Raw genomic sequence first — 16,792 nt, forward strand, 5'->3', positions numbered from 1 at the left:
GAACGGTCGGTCCAGGTTCGTCCTAGTCGTGAACGTACGTTGAACACTCAGCTTATTCTATAAACGCTATAAACGATTCTCGAGCGGCCAAAACAAACGTCAACGAATCCGAACTGCTGATGGGGTTTATCAGTAATCTCGAGGGTGGTCCAGCCGGGATGAGACGCCACACACTTACCGCAGCGGTACTGGCTGCGGCGATGATCCTTTCGGTGCTGGCCCCGCTCGGTGCAGCGGCTATGGCCAGCGGGGACTCGCCGCTCACGATCGACGTCGACCAGACCGACGACGTCGTCGTGACGATCGAACGAAACGGAACGGCAGCCGACAACGCCACGCTCGAGGTCGCCCCGAATGACGAGAACGCCTCCTACGCGGGTAACGGAACGTACACGGCCGACGAGAACGGGACCGTCGCGTTGCCGACCCCCGAGGAGAACGTCTCCGTCGATCTCACGGCGTCCGCCGACAACGTGACGTACACCACGAGCGAGACGCTCGAGGCGGCCGATGACGAAGACGGTGACGAAGACGAGTCGGCCGACTCCTTCGGTGCCCTCGTTTCGCAGTTCGTCGAGGAGAACCGTAACGACACGGACGGTCCGTTCGGGATCGCCGTCGCGAACTTCGTCGTCCAGAACAACCCCGGGAACGCCCCGGATCACGCCGGTCCGCCAAGCGACGACGAGCGCGGCCCACCAGCCCACGCGGGTCCTGACGGCGATGCGGACGACGATGGTGACGCCGACGACGAAGGCGATGACGCTGATGACGACCGTCGCGGCCCGCCGGACAGAGACGATGACGACGAGCGCGGCCCACCAGCCCACGCAGGTCCTGACAGCGATGCGGACGACGATGGGGAAGAAGTTGACGGGATCGATGAAGCTGACGAAGACAGCGACGACGAAGACGGTGGCGACAACTAACTCCGCTCGACCACGATAGTACCCGAATCGAGCCCGAATCAAAACCCGAACCCGGACTGACCCCCCAACCGGCTTCGGGTCGAACGCGCTGCTGGGGGAGCGTACCGGACGCGGTCGCTGTCAGAGGCACCCACTACGCTCCTCGCCGGACACCCTGCTCTGAACTCCCCGCGAATTGCGACCTCCTCGAGCCGTCTACTCCACACCCAAACCGACAGGTTTCTTCGAACTCGTCGCCACTCGAGGTCCGATTACCTCGTCGAGACGTCGACGACTCCTCGCAACCCGACCGGCCTTCGGTAGGGTTTTGAGCGCCCTCCGTCTCTATCGGACCATGACCGACTATCCACCGATCAGCGACCAGCTATCGGCCGCGGCCGAGGATCCCGACTCGGACGTCCAGGACCTCGAGTCCGCACGCGAGGAGGGCCGCCGCAAGATGGACTGGGCCGCCCAGCACATGCCGATCCTCACCGCGCTCCGTGAGGAGTTCGAAGCCGACCAGCCACTCGCAGGCGAGCGTATCGCGATGGCGATGCACGTCGAGGCCAAGACGGCGAACCTCGTCGAGTTGCTGGCCGACGGCGGCGCCGAGATCGCCATCACCGGCTGTAATCCCCTCTCGACTCACGACGACGTGAGCGCGGCGCTCGACACCCACGAGAACATCACGTGCTACGCGAAACGCGGCGTCGACGGCGACGAGTACTACGACGCGATCCACGCGACCCTCGACCTCGAGCCGACGATCACCGTCGACGACGGGATGGACCTGGTCGCGGCCGTCCACGAGGACTACCCCGAACTCATCGACGGCATCGTCGGCGGCGCCGAGGAGACCACCACGGGCGTTCACCGCCTGCGCGCGATGGACGAAGACGGCGCGCTCGAGTATCCCGTCTTCGCGGTCAACGACACGCCGATGAAGCGGCTGTTCGACAACGTCCACGGTACCGGCGAGTCCTCCCTCGCGTCCATCGCGATGACCACGAACCTCTCGTGGGCCGGCAAGAACGTCGTCGTCGCGGGCTACGGCTACTGCGGGAAAGGCGTCGCGAAGAAAGCCTCGGGCCAGAACGCGAACGTGATCGTCACCGAAGTCGAGCCCCGACGCGCGCTCGAGGCCCACATGGAAGGCTACGACGTGATGCCGATGGCCGAGGCCGCCGAGATTGGCGACGTCTTCCTCACGACGACGGGCAACCGCGACGTCGTCGTCGAGGAGCACTTCGAGTCCATGAAAGACGGCGTCTTGCTGGCCAACGCGGGCCACTTCGACATCGAGGTCGACCTCGAGGGACTCGCCGACCTCGCCGTCGACACCTATGAGGCCCGCGACGGCGTGCAGGCCTACGAACTCGCGGACGGCCGCCGCCTGAACGTGATCGCGGAGGGGCGGCTGGTCAACCTCGCGGCCCCCATCGCGCTCGGCCACCCGGTCGAGGTCATGGACCAGAGCTTCGGCATCCAGGCCGTCTGCGTCCGCGAGATGGTCGAGAACGGCGAGGCGTACGGCCCCGGCGTCCACGACGTACCGGACGAACTCGACAAAGAGATCGCCGAGATCAAACTCGCCGCCGAGGACGTCGAATTCGACGACCTGACGGACGTCCAGCGCGAGTACATGGGCTCGTGGGATCACGGTACGTAGGTTCATCCATCGAATTTTCGTACCGCCAGTCGAACGCGCACCGTTGAACGCACCCTCGAGTACACCTCGAGCGCGGGCAGACAGATGGTTTTAAGCGAATCGCTCGCCGAGTTGGCGCCATGAGCACTGCAACGAAGGTCGTCGTCACCACGATCGCCGCCTCGGCCCTACTGGCGCTGCTGTTCGTCGCCCAGTCGATCGCCGCCGCGTGAGCGTGATGTTCGAGGAGCGCACCCTCTCGCCGGCCGTCGACGCCGTTCGCGAGGAACACGCGCGCGAGGCGCTCGTCCTGAACGCGGGTCGTGACTTCGAGACGTTCCCGCCGGCCCAGGCGGAGGACCTCGGGCTGCTGGTCGAATCCCTCGAGCCGTCGACCTACCCCGCCGAGTGGCTCCCCGAGGACGCCCCGCGACTCCTCGCTCGCTACGCCGGACGGGACTTCACTATCGGGATGCCCGGCGACGGGAGCATCGTCTGGACCCGCCAGACCAGGCCGCCGGTCGTGCTGGTCAAGAGTCGTGTCCAGGGCACTCCAGAACCATTTCTGGACTTTTTACTCGCGGAGGCGCTCGTCGAACTCGGCCTCGAGGTGCCCGAGCACTTCCTGGGGTTTTTCGAGGAAGCGTACCGAGACCTCGACGCGGCCGTTCCGCTCGAGCCGAACGCCACCTACCAGATCGCCGCCGCGCTGTACGACGGCTGGACGGGGCTACAGACCCGCGAGGTTTTCCAGTCCTGGACGGACACCCACCCCGAGCTGGCAGAGGCGTGGGCGGACGCCGGGACGCGACTCGAGGGTCGGGTCTCCGAACTTCCGGGGGCCGTCGCGCGCGGCGAGACTGACCTCGCCGACGCCACGGAACTCGCGTGCGCGGCGATCAAACACGGCCTCGAGTTACCGGCCCCGTTCGTGGCCCTCGACACGAGCGCCTACCGCGACCACGGCCCGTCTTACGCGGTCCGGTGGGCCGAGAAGACGTTCGCAGCGCTCGAGGGCGCGTAAGCCTTCGAAGCGTGAGTAATTGAGTCGTGAGCCTCGAGTTGTGAACCCTCGAGTGCAGACTCGCGCCCACGAAGCCGTGTTCAGAACTCCGCCGTGACAGTCCCATCTTCGTCCAGGTCGACGATACCGGCGAACAGCCCTCGGAACTGATCGACGACGTCGGCGTCGTGGACCTCCTCGGAGAGGTGAAACAGGCCGACAGCGTCGTGTTCCTCGAGCAACCCCACCAGCCGTTCGACGGTCTCGAAGGCGGCGTCTTCGCCGGCGTAGTAGGCGAGTTCGGTGACCGAGTCGAAACTCAGCCGGACCTTCCCGTTGTTTTCCTCGAGGAAGCGCTCGACCTGGCGGACGATACCGTCGACGTCGTCGGGGGCGGCGACGTAGTGGACATCGTCGCTCGAGCGCCGGGAGTACCCCCGTTCGATACTCAGGGTGTCCAGGATGACGGCGCGGGACTCGTCGACGTCGTAGTACTCGAGTTTCTGGGTGACCTCGCGGGCGGTGGTTCGTGTCGAGACGACGAGGAACGAATCGGTGTCGGTCTTCAGGAAGTCGGTGTCAATGCGGTCGGTTTCGCCGGTGCTCGGGTGCAGGAGGAGAATCCCCGTCCCCCCTGGTACGGTCTCCGGCGTCCCCTCGATTTCGAGCGCGTACTCCATACTGGCGTGAACAAGTTCCGGGATTGACTTAAGGATGCGGATGTCCGTTGACGTTCGATTTCGACCTCCGTCCGACCGAGCGCAACGGGAACGTGAGTCCCCTCTCGCTCGCGGGTCCGACGTACTCGGTACTCTCGACTCGGTACGCTTCGTCGGACGAAATGGGACAGAACGGAGGGCTTCGATGGACGGCCGACGCGCACCCGATGCCCACGGGTTCGGCTGTACTGGGTCCCTCCACCAGCTATTTTTAGGCCGTCCTAAAAAATGTGTCGGTCGCGCCTCGAGCGCGTCTCGAAACGGAAATTCCTTTCCTCGCTCGCGCTCGAGTACGGCTATGAGCGTTCGCGAGGAATTCGACGAGTGGGCGGCCGACGGCCGCGACAAGGGGATGGAGACGCGCCACTGGCACACGGCGAAACACGCGCTCGCACGGATGCCGGTCGAAGCGGGCGAGACGGTCCTCGACCTGGGGTGTGGCAGCGGCTACGCCGGACGTGCCCTCCAGGAGACGAACGACGCCGAGGCCGTCTACGGCCTGGATGGGGCGCCCGAAATGGCCCGCAACGCCGCGAGCTACACCGACGATTCGCGCGTCGGCTACGTCGTCGGCGACTTCGGCTCTCTCCCGTTCGCCGACGACAGCGTCGACCACGTCTGGACGATGGAGGCCTTCTACTACGCTGCCGACCCCCACGAGGCGCTCGAGGAAGTTGCCCGCGTGCTTCGCCCGGGGGGGACCTTCTACTGCGCCGTCAACTACTACGAGGAGAACGTCCACTCACACGGCTGGCAGGACACAATCTCGGTGGCGATGACCCGCTGGAGTCGCGACCAGTACCGGGAGGCCTTCCGGGAGGCGGGGCTGTACGTCGCCGAGCAGGATTCGATCCCCGACCGTGAGACCGAGATTCCGGACGAGAACGCCTTCCCCACCGACGACTGGGAGACGCGCGAGGACATGGTCGAACGGTACCGGGAGTACGGGACGCTGCTGACTGTGGGCGTCGCGCCCTGACGCTACCGAACTCTTCTCAGTACGCTTCTCCCCCGTCTCTACGTACGCTTTCTCCAGCCCCTCAGTACGCCTTTTCCCCCGCCGGAATCGCCACCTCGAGCCAGTTCTCCTCGGGCGGGAGCGGACAGTCGAACGTCTCGCTGAACGCACAGAACGGCGAGTACGCGAGGTTGAAGTCGACGACGAGGGCCTGTCCGTCCTCGAGATCGCCGTCGACTTCCAGTTCCATGTACCGGCCGCCGCGGTAACTCTGCTGTCCCGTCGTCTTGTCCCGGAACGGGACGAACAGTTCGTCCGTATTCCCGTCCTGACTGTAGGCGGCGAGTTCGTATCTTCCCTCCGCGAGGTCCGGATCCGCGCGCTCGAGGTCAAACGCGAGGGTGGCGACCCGGAGGTAGCGCACTTCGCGTCCCGCGGTCGTCTCTATCGCGACAGGGTTGGCCTCGGGGTCGTCCTCGAGGTCGACCGTCGCCGTCACCCGGTATTCGAGGTCCGGGTCGAAGTACGCGAGGCCGTCGAAGTCCTCGCGGTCCTCGGGTGGAATCGGCGACTGGGGGTGATCGCCGAAGAATCGGTCCTTCTCGGCGCGTTTGTCCTCGAGCGTCCGGTGGTACTCCTCGCGGTCGACGTCGGTGGCGGCTCCGCGGTCGCTCGCGGAGCCAGGGTCAGGGTCGTCGGTCGTCATAACCGCCGATTGGCCCGCCGGACGGGTATGCCTTCCGTACTCAGGGGCTTCCCGGCCCGCCGTCGACATCGGGGAGGCGAGAGGGGTCTTCCTTCGCGGCACGATACGCGACCAGAAACTCGTAGCCGAACCAGCCGACGACGGTGAGGGCAGTGAGGCCGACGATCGCCAGCCGCTCGAGCCCCTGGGCGGCTCCCACGAACAGAAACGCGAAGACGACGGTCAGGAAGACCACGATCCGTAGCCGGGTGAGGGGCGATCGGTCGTCGTCAGTGCGTGCGAGGTACAGTTGCGGTGTAGCGACGCCGAGTCCGACGATCACCAGGAAGCCAAAGAGCGGACTCGACCAGCGAGGCAATCCGAGCGCGTCCGTCACGAGGTCCAGCCCGAGGATGACGACGGCGACGAGCGCCATCGACCCCAGCAGGACGCGACTCTCTCGAGAGACCATACGCGGGGATTCGTCCGCCAGCGAGTAGCCGTTTTGGTTCTCGACCGCTCCCGAGACGAGCACGGACTCGAGAGCACACCGGTTCCTGAAATCGAACCCGGTTCCGGAACGATTACTCGGCTGTACCTTGGAGGTGGGGGCATGCTGTCGCTCGTCGGTCGCTTCCTCTCGCTCTTTCGCGTCGACCGGCGGGTGCTGGCGCTCGCGTTCGCCCGGATGGCCGACGGTGTCGGCAACTCGTTTCTCATCATCGTCATCCCGCTGTACGTCGGCAGCGACCTGGTCGCCGGAAATGCGTTCGGCCTCGAGGAGGCCGTCATCATCGGCACGATCCTCTCGCTGTACGGATTTCTCAACAGTAGCGCCCAGCCGTTCACCGGGCGGTACTCCGACCGAACGGGCAAGCGAAAGGCGTTCATCCTGGTGGGTCTCGCCGGGTTGGCCGTGACCAACCTGGCGTACGTCTTCGCCGACACCTACGCGCACCTGTTCCTGATTCGCGGCCTGCAGGGCGTGAGCGTCGCCTTCATCATTCCGACGTCGATTGCGCTCGTGAACGAACTCGCGACCACGCGGGATCGAGGCGGCAACATGGGCGTCTACAACACCTTCCGGCTGATCGGTTTCGGTGCCGGTCCGGTCGCCGCCGGGGTGGTCGTCAGCGCGGGACCGTACGCGCTGTCAGTCCCCGGGACGAGTGATCTTGGAGTCGCCGTCAACGGGTTCGACGCTGCCTTCTACGTCGCGACGGTCACCGCGGCGGTGAGCTACCTGCTGGTCACCGTCCTGGTCTCAGACCCCGAGTCGACGGTAGCGGACGCGGGATCGGACCTCTCCATCGCTATTCTCGACCGATCGGGTCGTCACCTCCTCGACCCAATCTTCACCCTCGGCGTCGCGACGCTCTTTCTCGCGGGCTCGATCGCCCTGTTCGCGACGCTCCAGCCCCAGATCAACGCTCGCCTCGAGCAGGGATCGACCTGGTTCGGCCTCCAGTTCGCCGGCTTCGTGATCGCGCAGATCCTCCTCCAGACGCCGATCGGCCGGGCCAGCGACCGGTTCGGGCGACGACCGTTCATCGTCGCCGGGATGGTCCTGTTGATCCCGACGACGATTGTGCAGGGGTACGTGTTCACCCCCGAGACGATGTTGCTCGCCCGCCTGGCCCAGGGCGTCGCCGGTGCGATGGTGTTCGCCCCCTCCCTTGCTCTGGCGGGCGACCTCGCGGGCGCGGGCGAGTCCGGGACGAAACTGTCGGTGCTGACGATGGCCTTCGGGTTCGGCATCGCCCTCGGCCCCTTCGCCTCCGGGACGCTCGTCGGCTACGGCTTTCGAGTGCCGTTTCTCTTCGGCGGCGCAATCGCTGCAGTCGGCGCGGTACTCGTCATAACGCAGGTCGAGGAGACGCTCGAGGTCGACCACGAACAGAACGAACGCGGCGAACCGGTCGACGGGTAGCATCGATTCACTTCAGCACTTGAGGCGTACACATATCCAGCCGTGGGATTGTACCACCCGGGTCGCAAATGATGGGTGATGGACCCTCTCCCAGCCGTACTCGAGGTTGCGATCTACGCCATCTTGATCGCGACCGGGCTCGCGGGCCTCTCTCTCCACGTCCACTTTCGACGACTCGGCGAGCATCGGTAATCGGCTTCGCGCCGGAGATAGACCCCGCCTGCAGGTGGTCGGTAGCTCCCGATAGGTGCCGGCTGACTCTGGACCGATAGCTCCCGATGGGTGCCGACAGCCGCGTCTCAAGCGGCGATCATCGCACGCTTCGCTACCTTTTTCCCGCCGCTGTGGGTACGACACGCCATGCGAACCGTGCGAGCGCCCGCGACGAGCGCGAATCTCGGCAGTGGCTACGACGTATTCGGCCTCGCACTCGAGACGCCCGCGGACGTGGTTCGAGTCGAGCGCGCCGAGGAGACCTCGATTTCGGTGACGGGCGTCGGCAGCACATACATCCCGGAAGATCCGAAGTCGAACACCGTCGGGGCGGTCGCGGAGGCGCTCGGGGTGACCGCACACATTCACATCGACAAGGGCGTCCGCCCATCGTCGGGGCTCGGCTCCTCGGCCGCGAGCGCCGCCGGTGCCGCGCTCGCGTTGAACGCCCTCTACGACCTCGGACACAGTCGAACGGACCTCGTCTCGGCGGCCGCCGAGGGCGAGGCGCTCGTCTCCGGGGAGGCTCACGCCGACAACGTCGCGCCGTCGCTGCTGGGCGGGTTCACCGTCGTCACCGACGACGGCATTACGCAGGTCGACGCGTCGCTGTCGCTGGTCGCCTGTCTCCCCGAAATGGTGGTTTCGACGCGCGACGCCCGCGAGGTCGTCCCCTCGTCGACGTCGCGAGCGGCCGTCACCGAAACCGTGGGAAACGCAGCGACGCTCGCGGTGGGAATGACGCGAAACGATCCCGACCTCGTCGGACGAGGGATGGACGATCCCGTGGTCACGCCCGCTCGAGCGGCCCTGATCGACGGCTACGACGACGTCAGGGCGGCGGCTCTCGAGGCCGGCGCGACGGGCGTGACGGTCAGCGGCGCCGGCCCGTCCCTGCTGGCGGTCTGCCGGGCCAGCGACCAGCGGGCGGTGGCCGACGCGATGCTCGAGACGTTCGACGACGCGGGCGTCGAGAGCCGCGCCTACCAGACCCGAATCGGTCAGGGCGCGACCTTGTACGATTAACTCGAGTTCGGCGATTTACCGACTGGCGTGAGAGTCGGCGACCTGCCGATTGACACAAGGTCTGACGACCCGCCGACTGACACAAGGATCGGCGTTCCATCGACCAGTGTGACCTGACGATCGATGCCCATACACGCGCGGCGCCTCGAGTGTCGAGTATCCGCATGCGCCAGTTCGTCCTCATCGCCCACGACGTCCCCACCGATGCCGACTTCTCGCTCGACGACCTCGCCGGCGGCGCCGGCCGACTCGACGCCCTCTGTCGGTCGATCACCGCCGCGTTCGTCACCTCCCACGGCATCCGCACCGACGTCCAGGTCCACCTCGTCGTCCAGGACACCTACACGATCACCTTCGACGGGCGCGACCTCCGGAACCTCAACCCCGACGAGCGAAGCACCGCCGCGCTGGTCCGAACGGCCCTCGGGCACCGCGAGGAGGCCATCGGCGCGCTGCCCGCCGAACCGAGCCCCGGCGTCGAACTGTATCGACGCGGGTTCGCCGAGACGCTCGAGGCAGTCGCCGGGGACGGCCCGGTGATTCAGCTCCACGAAGACGGGGATGCTATCGTCGACGCCGATCCACAATCGCTCGCCGACCCCACATTCGTCCTCTCGGATCACCACGACTTCACCGAGGAAGAGGCCGACCTGCTCGCCGAGGCGGCCGATCGACGGCTTCGACTCGGACCGACGCTGCTTCACGCCGACCAGGCAATCACCGTCGCGCACCACTACCTCGACACCGATGGCTACGAGCGGGTCTGATACCGCGAGTCGTCGCGAACAATCCGCTCGCACGAACCGCATCGAAGCGCAAAGGCCAAACCCCCACCGTCCCATTCACTCATCGAATCCGAAATGTCCGAACGGAAGCGTCTCGTCGTCGTCTGCGGGCTCCCCGGCACCGGAAAAACGACCGTCGCGTCGGACCTCGCGGCCCGGCTCGAGGCCGACCTCGTCCGCACCGACGTCGTACGCAAGGATCGGTTCCCCGACCCGGAATACACCGAGACGGAGACACAAACGACCTACGAGGCGACGCTCGCTCGCGCGGCCAGGGCGCTCGAGCGCGATGGCGTCGCGGTCGTCGACGGGACCTTCCGCCGTGAACCCCTTCGCGAGCGAGCGCGGGCGGTCGCCGAGGACGCAGACGCCCGATTCGAACTCGTTCGCGTCGAGTGTGACACGTCCGTCGTCCGTACGCGTATCGCGGAACGCGAGGGTGACGAGAGCGACGCCGACTTCGCCGTCTACGAACTCCTCGAGTCGGAGTTCGAGCCGCCAGCGGAGCCCCACCACCGGGTGGACAATTCGGGCTCGCTGGCGGAGACCCGTCGTCAGCTGACCGCGATCTGTGAGACGCTCGAGGCTCGCGTTTCCTGAGTCGGTTCCGCGACCCATTCGCAAACGTTAAACTGTCGGCGGGCCTCGACTCGAGTGCGGGCCGGTGGGGTAGCTTGGTATCCTTCGGCCTTCGGGTGGCCGTAACCTCAGTTCGAATCTGAGCCGGCCCATACTACTCCCGCACTTCACACTGCCGAGCGACGCGCACGCACCGCGAGGTACCCGGGTGCAGGAGTCGACGACGAGGCGAAGGTTCGAACTCCCGCGCTCACCGTCGGTGACCAGCCTGACGAGGAGTGGTAACGCCGACCCGGGCGCTGCGGTCGCTGTCCTGTCGGGCGAATTACTCTGAGCAATACTTTTATGCTTGCCTGGTATCGATACGCACCAGAGAGGGTTGTGAAAGAATGTCACGCAAGGAATCAGTCGGGACCGATCGCCGAACCTTTCTGGCGATCACTGGAACGGGCGCACTGACGACGATTGGCCTGGCGGGTTGTATCGGAACCGAGGGAGACGGGAACGGTGGCAACGGAGGCAACGGCGGGAACGGTGATAACGGCAGCAACGACAGCAATGGCGGCAACGGCGAGTCGCCCGACACCGTCGTGGTGGGGCAGCCGGCCTCGTTGACCGGTACGTGGGACTTCCTGCAGCCGGCGGCCTCCGACGCGACGGACCTGGCGGTACAGCAGATCAACGACGCTGGCGGGCCGCTCGACGCCGAGTTCGAGGTCAACCGCCAGGACACCACGGTCGACCCACAACAGGCTCGAGAGGTGCTCCGTCAGTTCATCGACAGCGACGGCGTGGTCGCTATCAACGGCCTGTACTCGAGCGAGATCGAACCGCTCTGGGAGTTCATCCAGGAACAGCAAGTCCCGATAATCACGCCGTGGCCGGGGTCGACGTATCTCGACACTAGAGGCGGGGACAAGGGAACCGACGAGACGGACGACGACGAGTGGCTCTGGCGGACCGTCATCGGCGACACCGTCCACACCTCCGGCGCCGCCCAGGCGATGATCGAGGAGGCTGGTGTCGAACGGATGGGAATCCTCAGCGCCACGAGCGCCGGCGAAGAGGGCTGGACGCGGCAGTTCACCAGCTGGTACGAGGAACTCGGCGGCGAAATCGTCGAGGTCATCTCGGCTGACGAGGGCCAATCGTCCTATCAGAGTCAGCTGAACGAACTGTTCAGCAACGACTTCGACGCGTGGGCACTGTCGTTCGCCCTCGAGGACGCGATCACGATCCTCCGGAACTGGGAGGACGGCGGCTACGGCGGCCAGTTGCTGATGGAAGACGGCCTCCGGGACGACTCCCTCATCGACGAAGTCGGCGAACAGGCGGAAGGCGCCTGGATCGCCGCTGGGAGTACGGAGGGGCCGAACTACGATCAGTTCCTCTCGAGTTACGAGGAGGTGAGCGACGAAGGGCTTCACCCCTGGGGAGTCGCGGCCTACGACGCGACGAACATTCTCGCGCTGGCGATCCACCACGCTGGCGAGACGTCTCACGAGGCTATTCAGCAGAGCATCGGCGCGGTATCTCGCCCCGACGGAACGACCGTCACGACGTTCTCCGAGGGGAAGGACGCGCTCGACAACGGCGACGAAATCAACTACGAGGGCGCCGTCACGGACTGCGATTTCACCGAGCACGGGAACGTCTGGGGAGACGTGGTCGTCGAGCGGGTAACGCCCGACGGCTTCGAGACGGAGTTCACTATCAGCGGCGACGACCTGCAGGACGAGATCGACGAGTACTGACGAGTCGTAGAACTATCTATGGAAATTCCACTCGCACAGGAGATCATCTTCGGTCTGGTTATCGGTTCGTACATCGCACTCGGCGCGATCGGATTTACGCTGGTGTACGGCCTCGTCAACATGATAAACTTCGCTCACGGCGAGTTCATCACGGTCGGCGCGTTCGTCGGCTATTTCGCGGTCGTGTTCGGCGGTCTCTCGATCCCGGTGGCCGTCGTCGTCGCCCTGGTGATCACGGCAATCGTCGGCTGGGTCATCGCCCGCGTCACGTTCGAACCCATGAACGAGGCGGGGGCGGTTCCGCTGCTGTTGATGTCCATCGGTCTGGGCCTGGTCTTGCGGAACGGGTTCCGGGTGATCGCGGGGGCTGATCGTCGGAGCCTGCCGCGAGATGTCACGACGTACCGCTTCGACGACTGGGGCTTCTTCGTCACGAGTCAGCAACTGTTCATCATCGGCGTGACGCTCGTCGCCGTCGTCGTCCTCCACGTCTTTCTCAGCCGGACGATGCTCGGGATCGCGATGCGCGCGACCTCGGACAACGAGGACCTCGCGCTGGTCTCCGGGATCGACACCCGACGGATCAGAAACGCAGTCTGGCTCGCCGCCTCCGGCCTCGCGGGCGTCGCGGGCGTCATGCTCGCCGTCTCGCAGTCGGCCAATCCCACCGTGGGCTTCGGCCAGCTCCTGTTGATCATCACCGCCGCCATCCTTGGCGGCGCGGGCAGTCCCTACGGGGCCATCGTCGGATCGTACCTGCTGGGCATCGGCATCACCGTTTCCGTCGCATTTCTCCCGTCCGGGCTGTCGGAACTCAACGCGACCATGGCGTTCGTCGTCCTCATCGTCGTCCTGCTCGTCCGTCCCGGCGGCCTCGTCAACGCGGAGGTGCGGACGTCGTGAGCGCCCCGACGTCCCGGCTCGAGAACTTGCCGATCGACGCGGTCCACGTCGGGCTCGCGTTGCTGGTGCTCTCGTTGGTGTTCTTGGTGAGTCCGCTCTTCGTCCAGCCGCCGGGCGGCTCGTTCGTCTTCTTCGAAGTCGGCGTCCTCTTCTTCCTGTACGCGATGATTCTGGTCGGGTTGAACCTCCAGTTCGGCCACGCCGGACTGGTCAACTTCGGCCCGGTCGCCTTCTTCGCGGTCGGCGGCTACGCCGCGGCGATCCTGACCGCGAACGATCCGTACCAGGCCGTCGGACTCGGATTCCCGTGGCCGGTCGGGGTGGTCGCCGCCGTCCTCGCCGCGGCCGCACTCGGCGTCTTGATCGGCGTCTCGACGCTCAGGCTTCGCGACGACTTCCTCGCCATCGTCACGCTGGCCGTCGCCGAAATTGTCCACGGGTTGATCATCGCGTTCCGCGACGTGACCGGCGGGACGGTCGGCCTTACCAGCGTTCCGCGGCCGATCGCCGGGACCACCGACGTCGGCGGTGGTGCGGCGCTCGTCTCGACGATCGTCGTCTTCGCGGCGCTCGCGTTGTTCTTCTATGGCGTCTTCCGTCGGCTGTCGGCCTCGCCGTACGGGCGCGTCCTCCGCGCGATTCGCGCCGACGACCAGGTGACCGAGACCCTCGGCAAACGCGTTTTCCGGTACAAGGTCGCCGTGTTCGTCTACGGCGCCGCCATCGCGGGACTGGCGGGGGCGCTGCTGGTCTTCTACAACGGCGCTGCCGCGGAGGGCTTCTTCACCATCGACGTGACCGTTATCGTCTGGGTCGGAATGCTCATCGGCGGGGCGGGCAACGACCGCGGCGTCATCGGCGGGCTCGCGATCATTATGGGCTTTCAGCTAATCACCCGATTCTTCAACGACGCGATTCCGTTCATCACCCAGGACCAGTTCGCCTCGATCCGGCTGATGTTCGTCGGGCTCCTGTTGATGCTCATCATCAGGTACCGCCCGGAGGGTCTCTGGGGAGACGCCGACAGGCTGGGGGTGGAGTCGTGACGTTGCTCGCCGTCGAGGACATTCGCCGGTCGTTCGGCAGCCTCGTCGCCGTCGACGGCGTCAGCTTCGAGGTCGAGGCGGGCGAGATCGTCGGCATGATCGGCCCGAACGGCGCCGGAAAGACGACCACGTTCAACTGCCTCTCGAGCGTCATCGAGTGTGACGCCGGAACTGTCACGTTCGACGGAGAGGACGTCACGACGCTTCCACCGCACGCCCTCGCACGACGGGGCCTCGTCCGGACCTTCCAGCGGACCCGCGAACTGGAGACGTTGACCGTCGAGGAGAACGTGCTCCTCCCGGCGCTCGACCACCCTGGCGAGCGGGCCTGGCACGCCGTCGGCCGGACGGGGGCGAGCGAACGACGCGAAGCCGAGGCTCGGCAACGGGCGCTCGAACTCCTCGAGGTGTTTGACCTCGAGACGATGGTCGACGAGTACGCCGGTACCCTCTCCGGGGGCCAGCGCAAACTCCTCGAACTCGCGCGGTCGCTGATGCTCGACCCGAAGATGCTGCTGCTCGACGAGCCGTTCGCCGGCGTCAATCCGTCGTTGACGAACGAAATCGTGGCGCACATCGAGGCGCTCAACGAGGACGATCTCACGCTGCTCATCATCGAGCACGAACTGGAGACGTTAACCGAACTGGTCGATCGCCTGGTCGTCCTGGCGGACGGACGGGTCCTCGCAACCGGGACGCCGGCGGAGATTATGGAACACGAGGAGGTCATCGAAGCGTACCTGGGTGGGTGAAGACAGGACAATGAGCACATTCCACGAGCACGTCTCCGAACGGAGACCCGAACGCGAACCGCGACGGGGTGGCCGATGAGTTTACTCGAACTCACCGACCTGGACGCGGGCTACGGCGAGCTACAGGTACTGTACGGGGTGGATCTCCACGTCGACGACAGCGAGTACGTCGCGATCGTCGGCCCCAACGGCGCGGGAAAATCGACTGCGATGAAGGCCATCGTGGGGCTGGCGACGCACATGGGCGGCGAGATTCGATTCGACGGCGAGAACGTCGCCGGACTGGAGCCACAGGCGATCATCGACCGTGGCGTCGGCTACGTTCCCCAGACCGAGAACGTCTTCCCGTCGCTGACGGTCGAGGAGAACCTCCGCATCGGCGCGTACCTGCTTGGCGACCTCCCGGACGACCGGCTGGCGGCGGTCCTCGAGCAGTTCCCGATCCTCGAGGAGCGCCTCGACCTGCGGGCGGGCAACCTCTCGGGCGGTCAGCAACAGATGCTCGCGATGGCGCGGGCGCTGATTCCCGATCCACCCTTGCTATTGCTCGACGAGCCGTCCGCGGGGCTCGCTCCCGACCTGGTCGACGAGATGTTCGATCACATCGATGCGATCAACGATCGCGGCGTGACGATCCTCATCGTCGAACAGAACGCGACGACCGCGTTGCGTCGCTGTGATCGCGGCTACGTCCTCGCCCAGGGAGAGAATCGGTACGTCGACGAGGGCGAGGTACTGTTGAACGATCCCGAGGTCCGGCGGCAGTTCCTCGGTGGGTAGCAGCGAGTCGCTCGAGATGGTGTCGTTCGGCCTGGTGTCGCTCGAGCACCGGTTCCTGGAGACAGCCCTCGCTCGTCGGCATAAGTCGGGCATAACGCAAAGACCACGGTTCGACGAAACGAGATGCGCTACAGCGAAACCTCGGTCCCGGCGTCGCGCTCCAGCGCCCGCCGATAGACGGTCGTCCCCGCGGCCGCGTCCAGCGTCGCGGAACCGACGCTGTCGACGACGACCACCTCGTCCGGCGATCGACGCTCGTAGCCGTCGGCGACCAGTTCACCGAGGGCGACGAGGTCCTCTGCGCCCAGGCTGGTGGCGAGGACGTCACCCGTCTCGGCGACTTCGGACGGGACGTCGGCGAACACCACGCCAGCGTCCTCGAGAACGGCCGGTTCGACCTCCTGCATCTCGGCGGTGAACGCGCCGACGGCGACGACAAGCGCTCCCGGTTCGAGCGCGTCGGCCGGGAACACCGGCTCGGTGGCAGTCGTCGCGGTCACGACCACGTCGGCTCCGTCGACAGCGGTCGCCGGGGTGTCGACGGCGCGGGCGGGAATCCCCTCGTCGCTCAGATCGGCGGCACAGGCGTCCCGGGACGCACTCGGCGAGTAGATTCGCACGTCCTCGAGCGCGGCGACCGTCTCGATGGCTCGGGTCTGCCAGCGAGCCTGCGCGCCCGCGCCGACGACGCCGAGCGTGATCGCGTCGGGGGCGAGTTCACGGACCGCGAGCGCGCCGAGACAGCCCGTTCGGGCGTTCGTGATGGTCGTCCCGCCCATGAACGCCTCCGGAACGCCGGTCCGGGCGTCCGTGAGGACGATCTGTGCATGAATTGTCGGCAGTCCGCGTTCTGCGTTCCCCTCGTGGACGCCGACGAGTTTCGTCGCGTACTGGTCGTCGCCGTAGACGTAAGCGGGCATCGCGATTCCGGTTCCCAGCGGTTCGTCCCCCTCGAGCCCCGAGCCGACGGGGAAGTGCGGTCTGTCGGGTCGTTCGACGTCACCCGCGGCCTGTTTGACGAGCGCGTCCCCGACCACGTCGACGAGGTCGGCGAGGTCGAGAGCCTCCTCGACCGCCGCCTCGGAGAGTACGAGTACCAT

The 16,792-nt window shown here is 66.1% G+C and carries 17 protein-coding genes and 1 tRNA gene; 14 read left to right on the forward strand and 4 right to left on the reverse strand.

All coding sequences use genetic code 11. The features are described 5' to 3' along the window. Positions 1-158 precede the first annotated feature (158 nt). The 3 genes from ACFQS4_RS16095 (at position 159) to ACFQS4_RS16105 (ending at position 3,583) form a co-directional block, all read left to right on the forward strand. The gene (locus ACFQS4_RS16095; protein WP_500194315.1) at positions 159-929 is read left to right on the forward strand and encodes a hypothetical protein; all 771 of its coding nucleotides are present in this window, start codon (positions 159-161) and stop codon (positions 927-929) included. Between the two features lie 334 nt (positions 930-1,263). After that, entirely contained in the window at positions 1,264-2,580 is a 1,317-nt protein-coding gene (locus ACFQS4_RS16100) for an adenosylhomocysteinase (protein ID WP_500194317.1), read from the forward strand. Between the two features lie 217 nt (positions 2,581-2,797). After that, positions 2,798-3,583: a DUF7089 family protein gene (locus ACFQS4_RS16105; RefSeq protein ID WP_500194319.1), complete on the forward strand. Its 786-nt coding sequence runs from the start codon at positions 2,798-2,800 to the stop codon at positions 3,581-3,583. Positions 3,584-3,663: 80 nt separating this feature from the next. Here ACFQS4_RS16105 and ACFQS4_RS16110 read toward each other — a convergent pair whose 3' ends face one another. Then, a complete protein-coding gene (locus ACFQS4_RS16110) occupies positions 3,664-4,242 on the reverse strand; it encodes a DUF7090 family protein (RefSeq protein ID WP_500194322.1) in 579 nt (192 codons plus the stop codon). Positions 4,243-4,579: 337 nt separating this feature from the next. Here ACFQS4_RS16110 and ACFQS4_RS16115 point away from each other — a divergent pair, with 337 nt between their 5' ends. Continuing rightward, the gene (locus tag ACFQS4_RS16115) at positions 4,580-5,260 is read left to right on the forward strand and encodes a class I SAM-dependent methyltransferase (RefSeq protein ID WP_500194324.1); all 681 of its coding nucleotides are present in this window, start codon (positions 4,580-4,582) and stop codon (positions 5,258-5,260) included. A 61-nt stretch (positions 5,261-5,321) separates the two neighbouring features. Here the strand turns inward: ACFQS4_RS16115 and ACFQS4_RS16120 are convergent, their stop codons facing one another. Together ACFQS4_RS16120 and ACFQS4_RS16125 are read right to left on the reverse strand one after the other, a co-directional pair. Next, complete coding sequence (locus ACFQS4_RS16120; protein ID WP_500194325.1) at positions 5,322-5,945, reverse strand: DUF1684 domain-containing protein; 624 nt, start codon at positions 5,943-5,945, stop codon at positions 5,322-5,324. A 40-nt stretch (positions 5,946-5,985) separates the two neighbouring features. Next, positions 5,986-6,396 carry a hypothetical protein gene (locus tag ACFQS4_RS16125; RefSeq protein ID WP_500194328.1) on the reverse strand — a complete coding sequence of 137 codons (411 nt, stop codon included), beginning with the start codon at positions 6,394-6,396 and terminating at the stop codon, positions 5,986-5,988. A gap of 141 nt (positions 6,397-6,537) precedes the next feature. Between ACFQS4_RS16125 and ACFQS4_RS16130 the strand changes: the two genes are divergently transcribed. The 10 genes from ACFQS4_RS16130 to ACFQS4_RS16175 all read left to right on the forward strand — a co-directional run bounded on the left by ACFQS4_RS16130 (position 6,538) and on the right by ACFQS4_RS16175 (position 15,692). Further along, positions 6,538-7,854, forward strand: coding sequence for an MFS transporter (locus tag ACFQS4_RS16130; protein WP_500194330.1), 1,317 nt, complete (start codon positions 6,538-6,540; stop codon positions 7,852-7,854). Between the two features lie 360 nt (positions 7,855-8,214). Then, on the forward strand, positions 8,215-9,093 hold the full coding sequence (locus ACFQS4_RS16135) for a homoserine kinase (protein ID WP_500194333.1): 879 nt from the start codon (positions 8,215-8,217) through the stop codon (positions 9,091-9,093). 164 nt (positions 9,094-9,257) lie between these two features. Next, the gene (gene trmY, locus ACFQS4_RS16140; protein ID WP_500194336.1) at positions 9,258-9,860 is read left to right on the forward strand and encodes a tRNA (pseudouridine(54)-N(1))-methyltransferase TrmY; all 603 of its coding nucleotides are present in this window, start codon (positions 9,258-9,260) and stop codon (positions 9,858-9,860) included. A 21-nt stretch (positions 9,861-9,881) separates the two neighbouring features. Next, positions 9,882-10,478, forward strand: coding sequence for a P-loop nucleotide/nucleoside kinase family protein (locus ACFQS4_RS16145; protein WP_500196639.1), 597 nt, complete (start codon positions 9,882-9,884; stop codon positions 10,476-10,478). Between the two features lie 58 nt (positions 10,479-10,536). Beyond that, positions 10,537-10,609: transfer RNA gene (locus ACFQS4_RS16150), tRNA-Pro, on the forward strand. Between the two features lie 237 nt (positions 10,610-10,846). Beyond that, positions 10,847-12,211, forward strand: coding sequence for an ABC transporter substrate-binding protein (locus tag ACFQS4_RS16155; RefSeq protein ID WP_500194337.1), 1,365 nt, complete (start codon positions 10,847-10,849; stop codon positions 12,209-12,211). Positions 12,212-12,229: 18 nt separating this feature from the next. Then, complete coding sequence (locus ACFQS4_RS16160; protein WP_500194340.1) at positions 12,230-13,114, forward strand: branched-chain amino acid ABC transporter permease; 885 nt, start codon at positions 12,230-12,232, stop codon at positions 13,112-13,114. Continuing rightward, positions 13,111-14,160, forward strand: a complete 1,050-nt coding sequence (locus tag ACFQS4_RS16165) for a branched-chain amino acid ABC transporter permease (protein WP_500194343.1) — start codon at positions 13,111-13,113, stop codon at positions 14,158-14,160. The genes ACFQS4_RS16160 and ACFQS4_RS16165 overlap by 4 nt, the downstream gene beginning before the upstream one ends. Continuing rightward, complete coding sequence (locus tag ACFQS4_RS16170; protein WP_500194346.1) at positions 14,157-14,912, forward strand: ABC transporter ATP-binding protein; 756 nt, start codon at positions 14,157-14,159, stop codon at positions 14,910-14,912. Before ACFQS4_RS16165 ends, ACFQS4_RS16170 begins: the two co-directional genes overlap by 4 nt. A gap of 75 nt (positions 14,913-14,987) precedes the next feature. Beyond that, positions 14,988-15,692: an ABC transporter ATP-binding protein gene (locus ACFQS4_RS16175; RefSeq protein WP_500194348.1), complete on the forward strand. Its 705-nt coding sequence runs from the start codon at positions 14,988-14,990 to the stop codon at positions 15,690-15,692. 128 nt (positions 15,693-15,820) lie between these two features. Here the strand turns inward: ACFQS4_RS16175 and ACFQS4_RS16180 are convergent, their stop codons facing one another. Next, on the reverse strand, positions 15,821-16,792 hold the full coding sequence (locus tag ACFQS4_RS16180; protein ID WP_500194350.1) for an ornithine cyclodeaminase family protein: 972 nt from the start codon (positions 16,790-16,792) through the stop codon (positions 15,821-15,823).

Origin of the sequence: Saliphagus sp. GCM10025317 (assembly GCF_042663665.1) — an archaeon.
Taxonomy (GTDB): Archaea; Halobacteriota; Halobacteria; order Halobacteriales; family Natrialbaceae; genus Natronosalvus.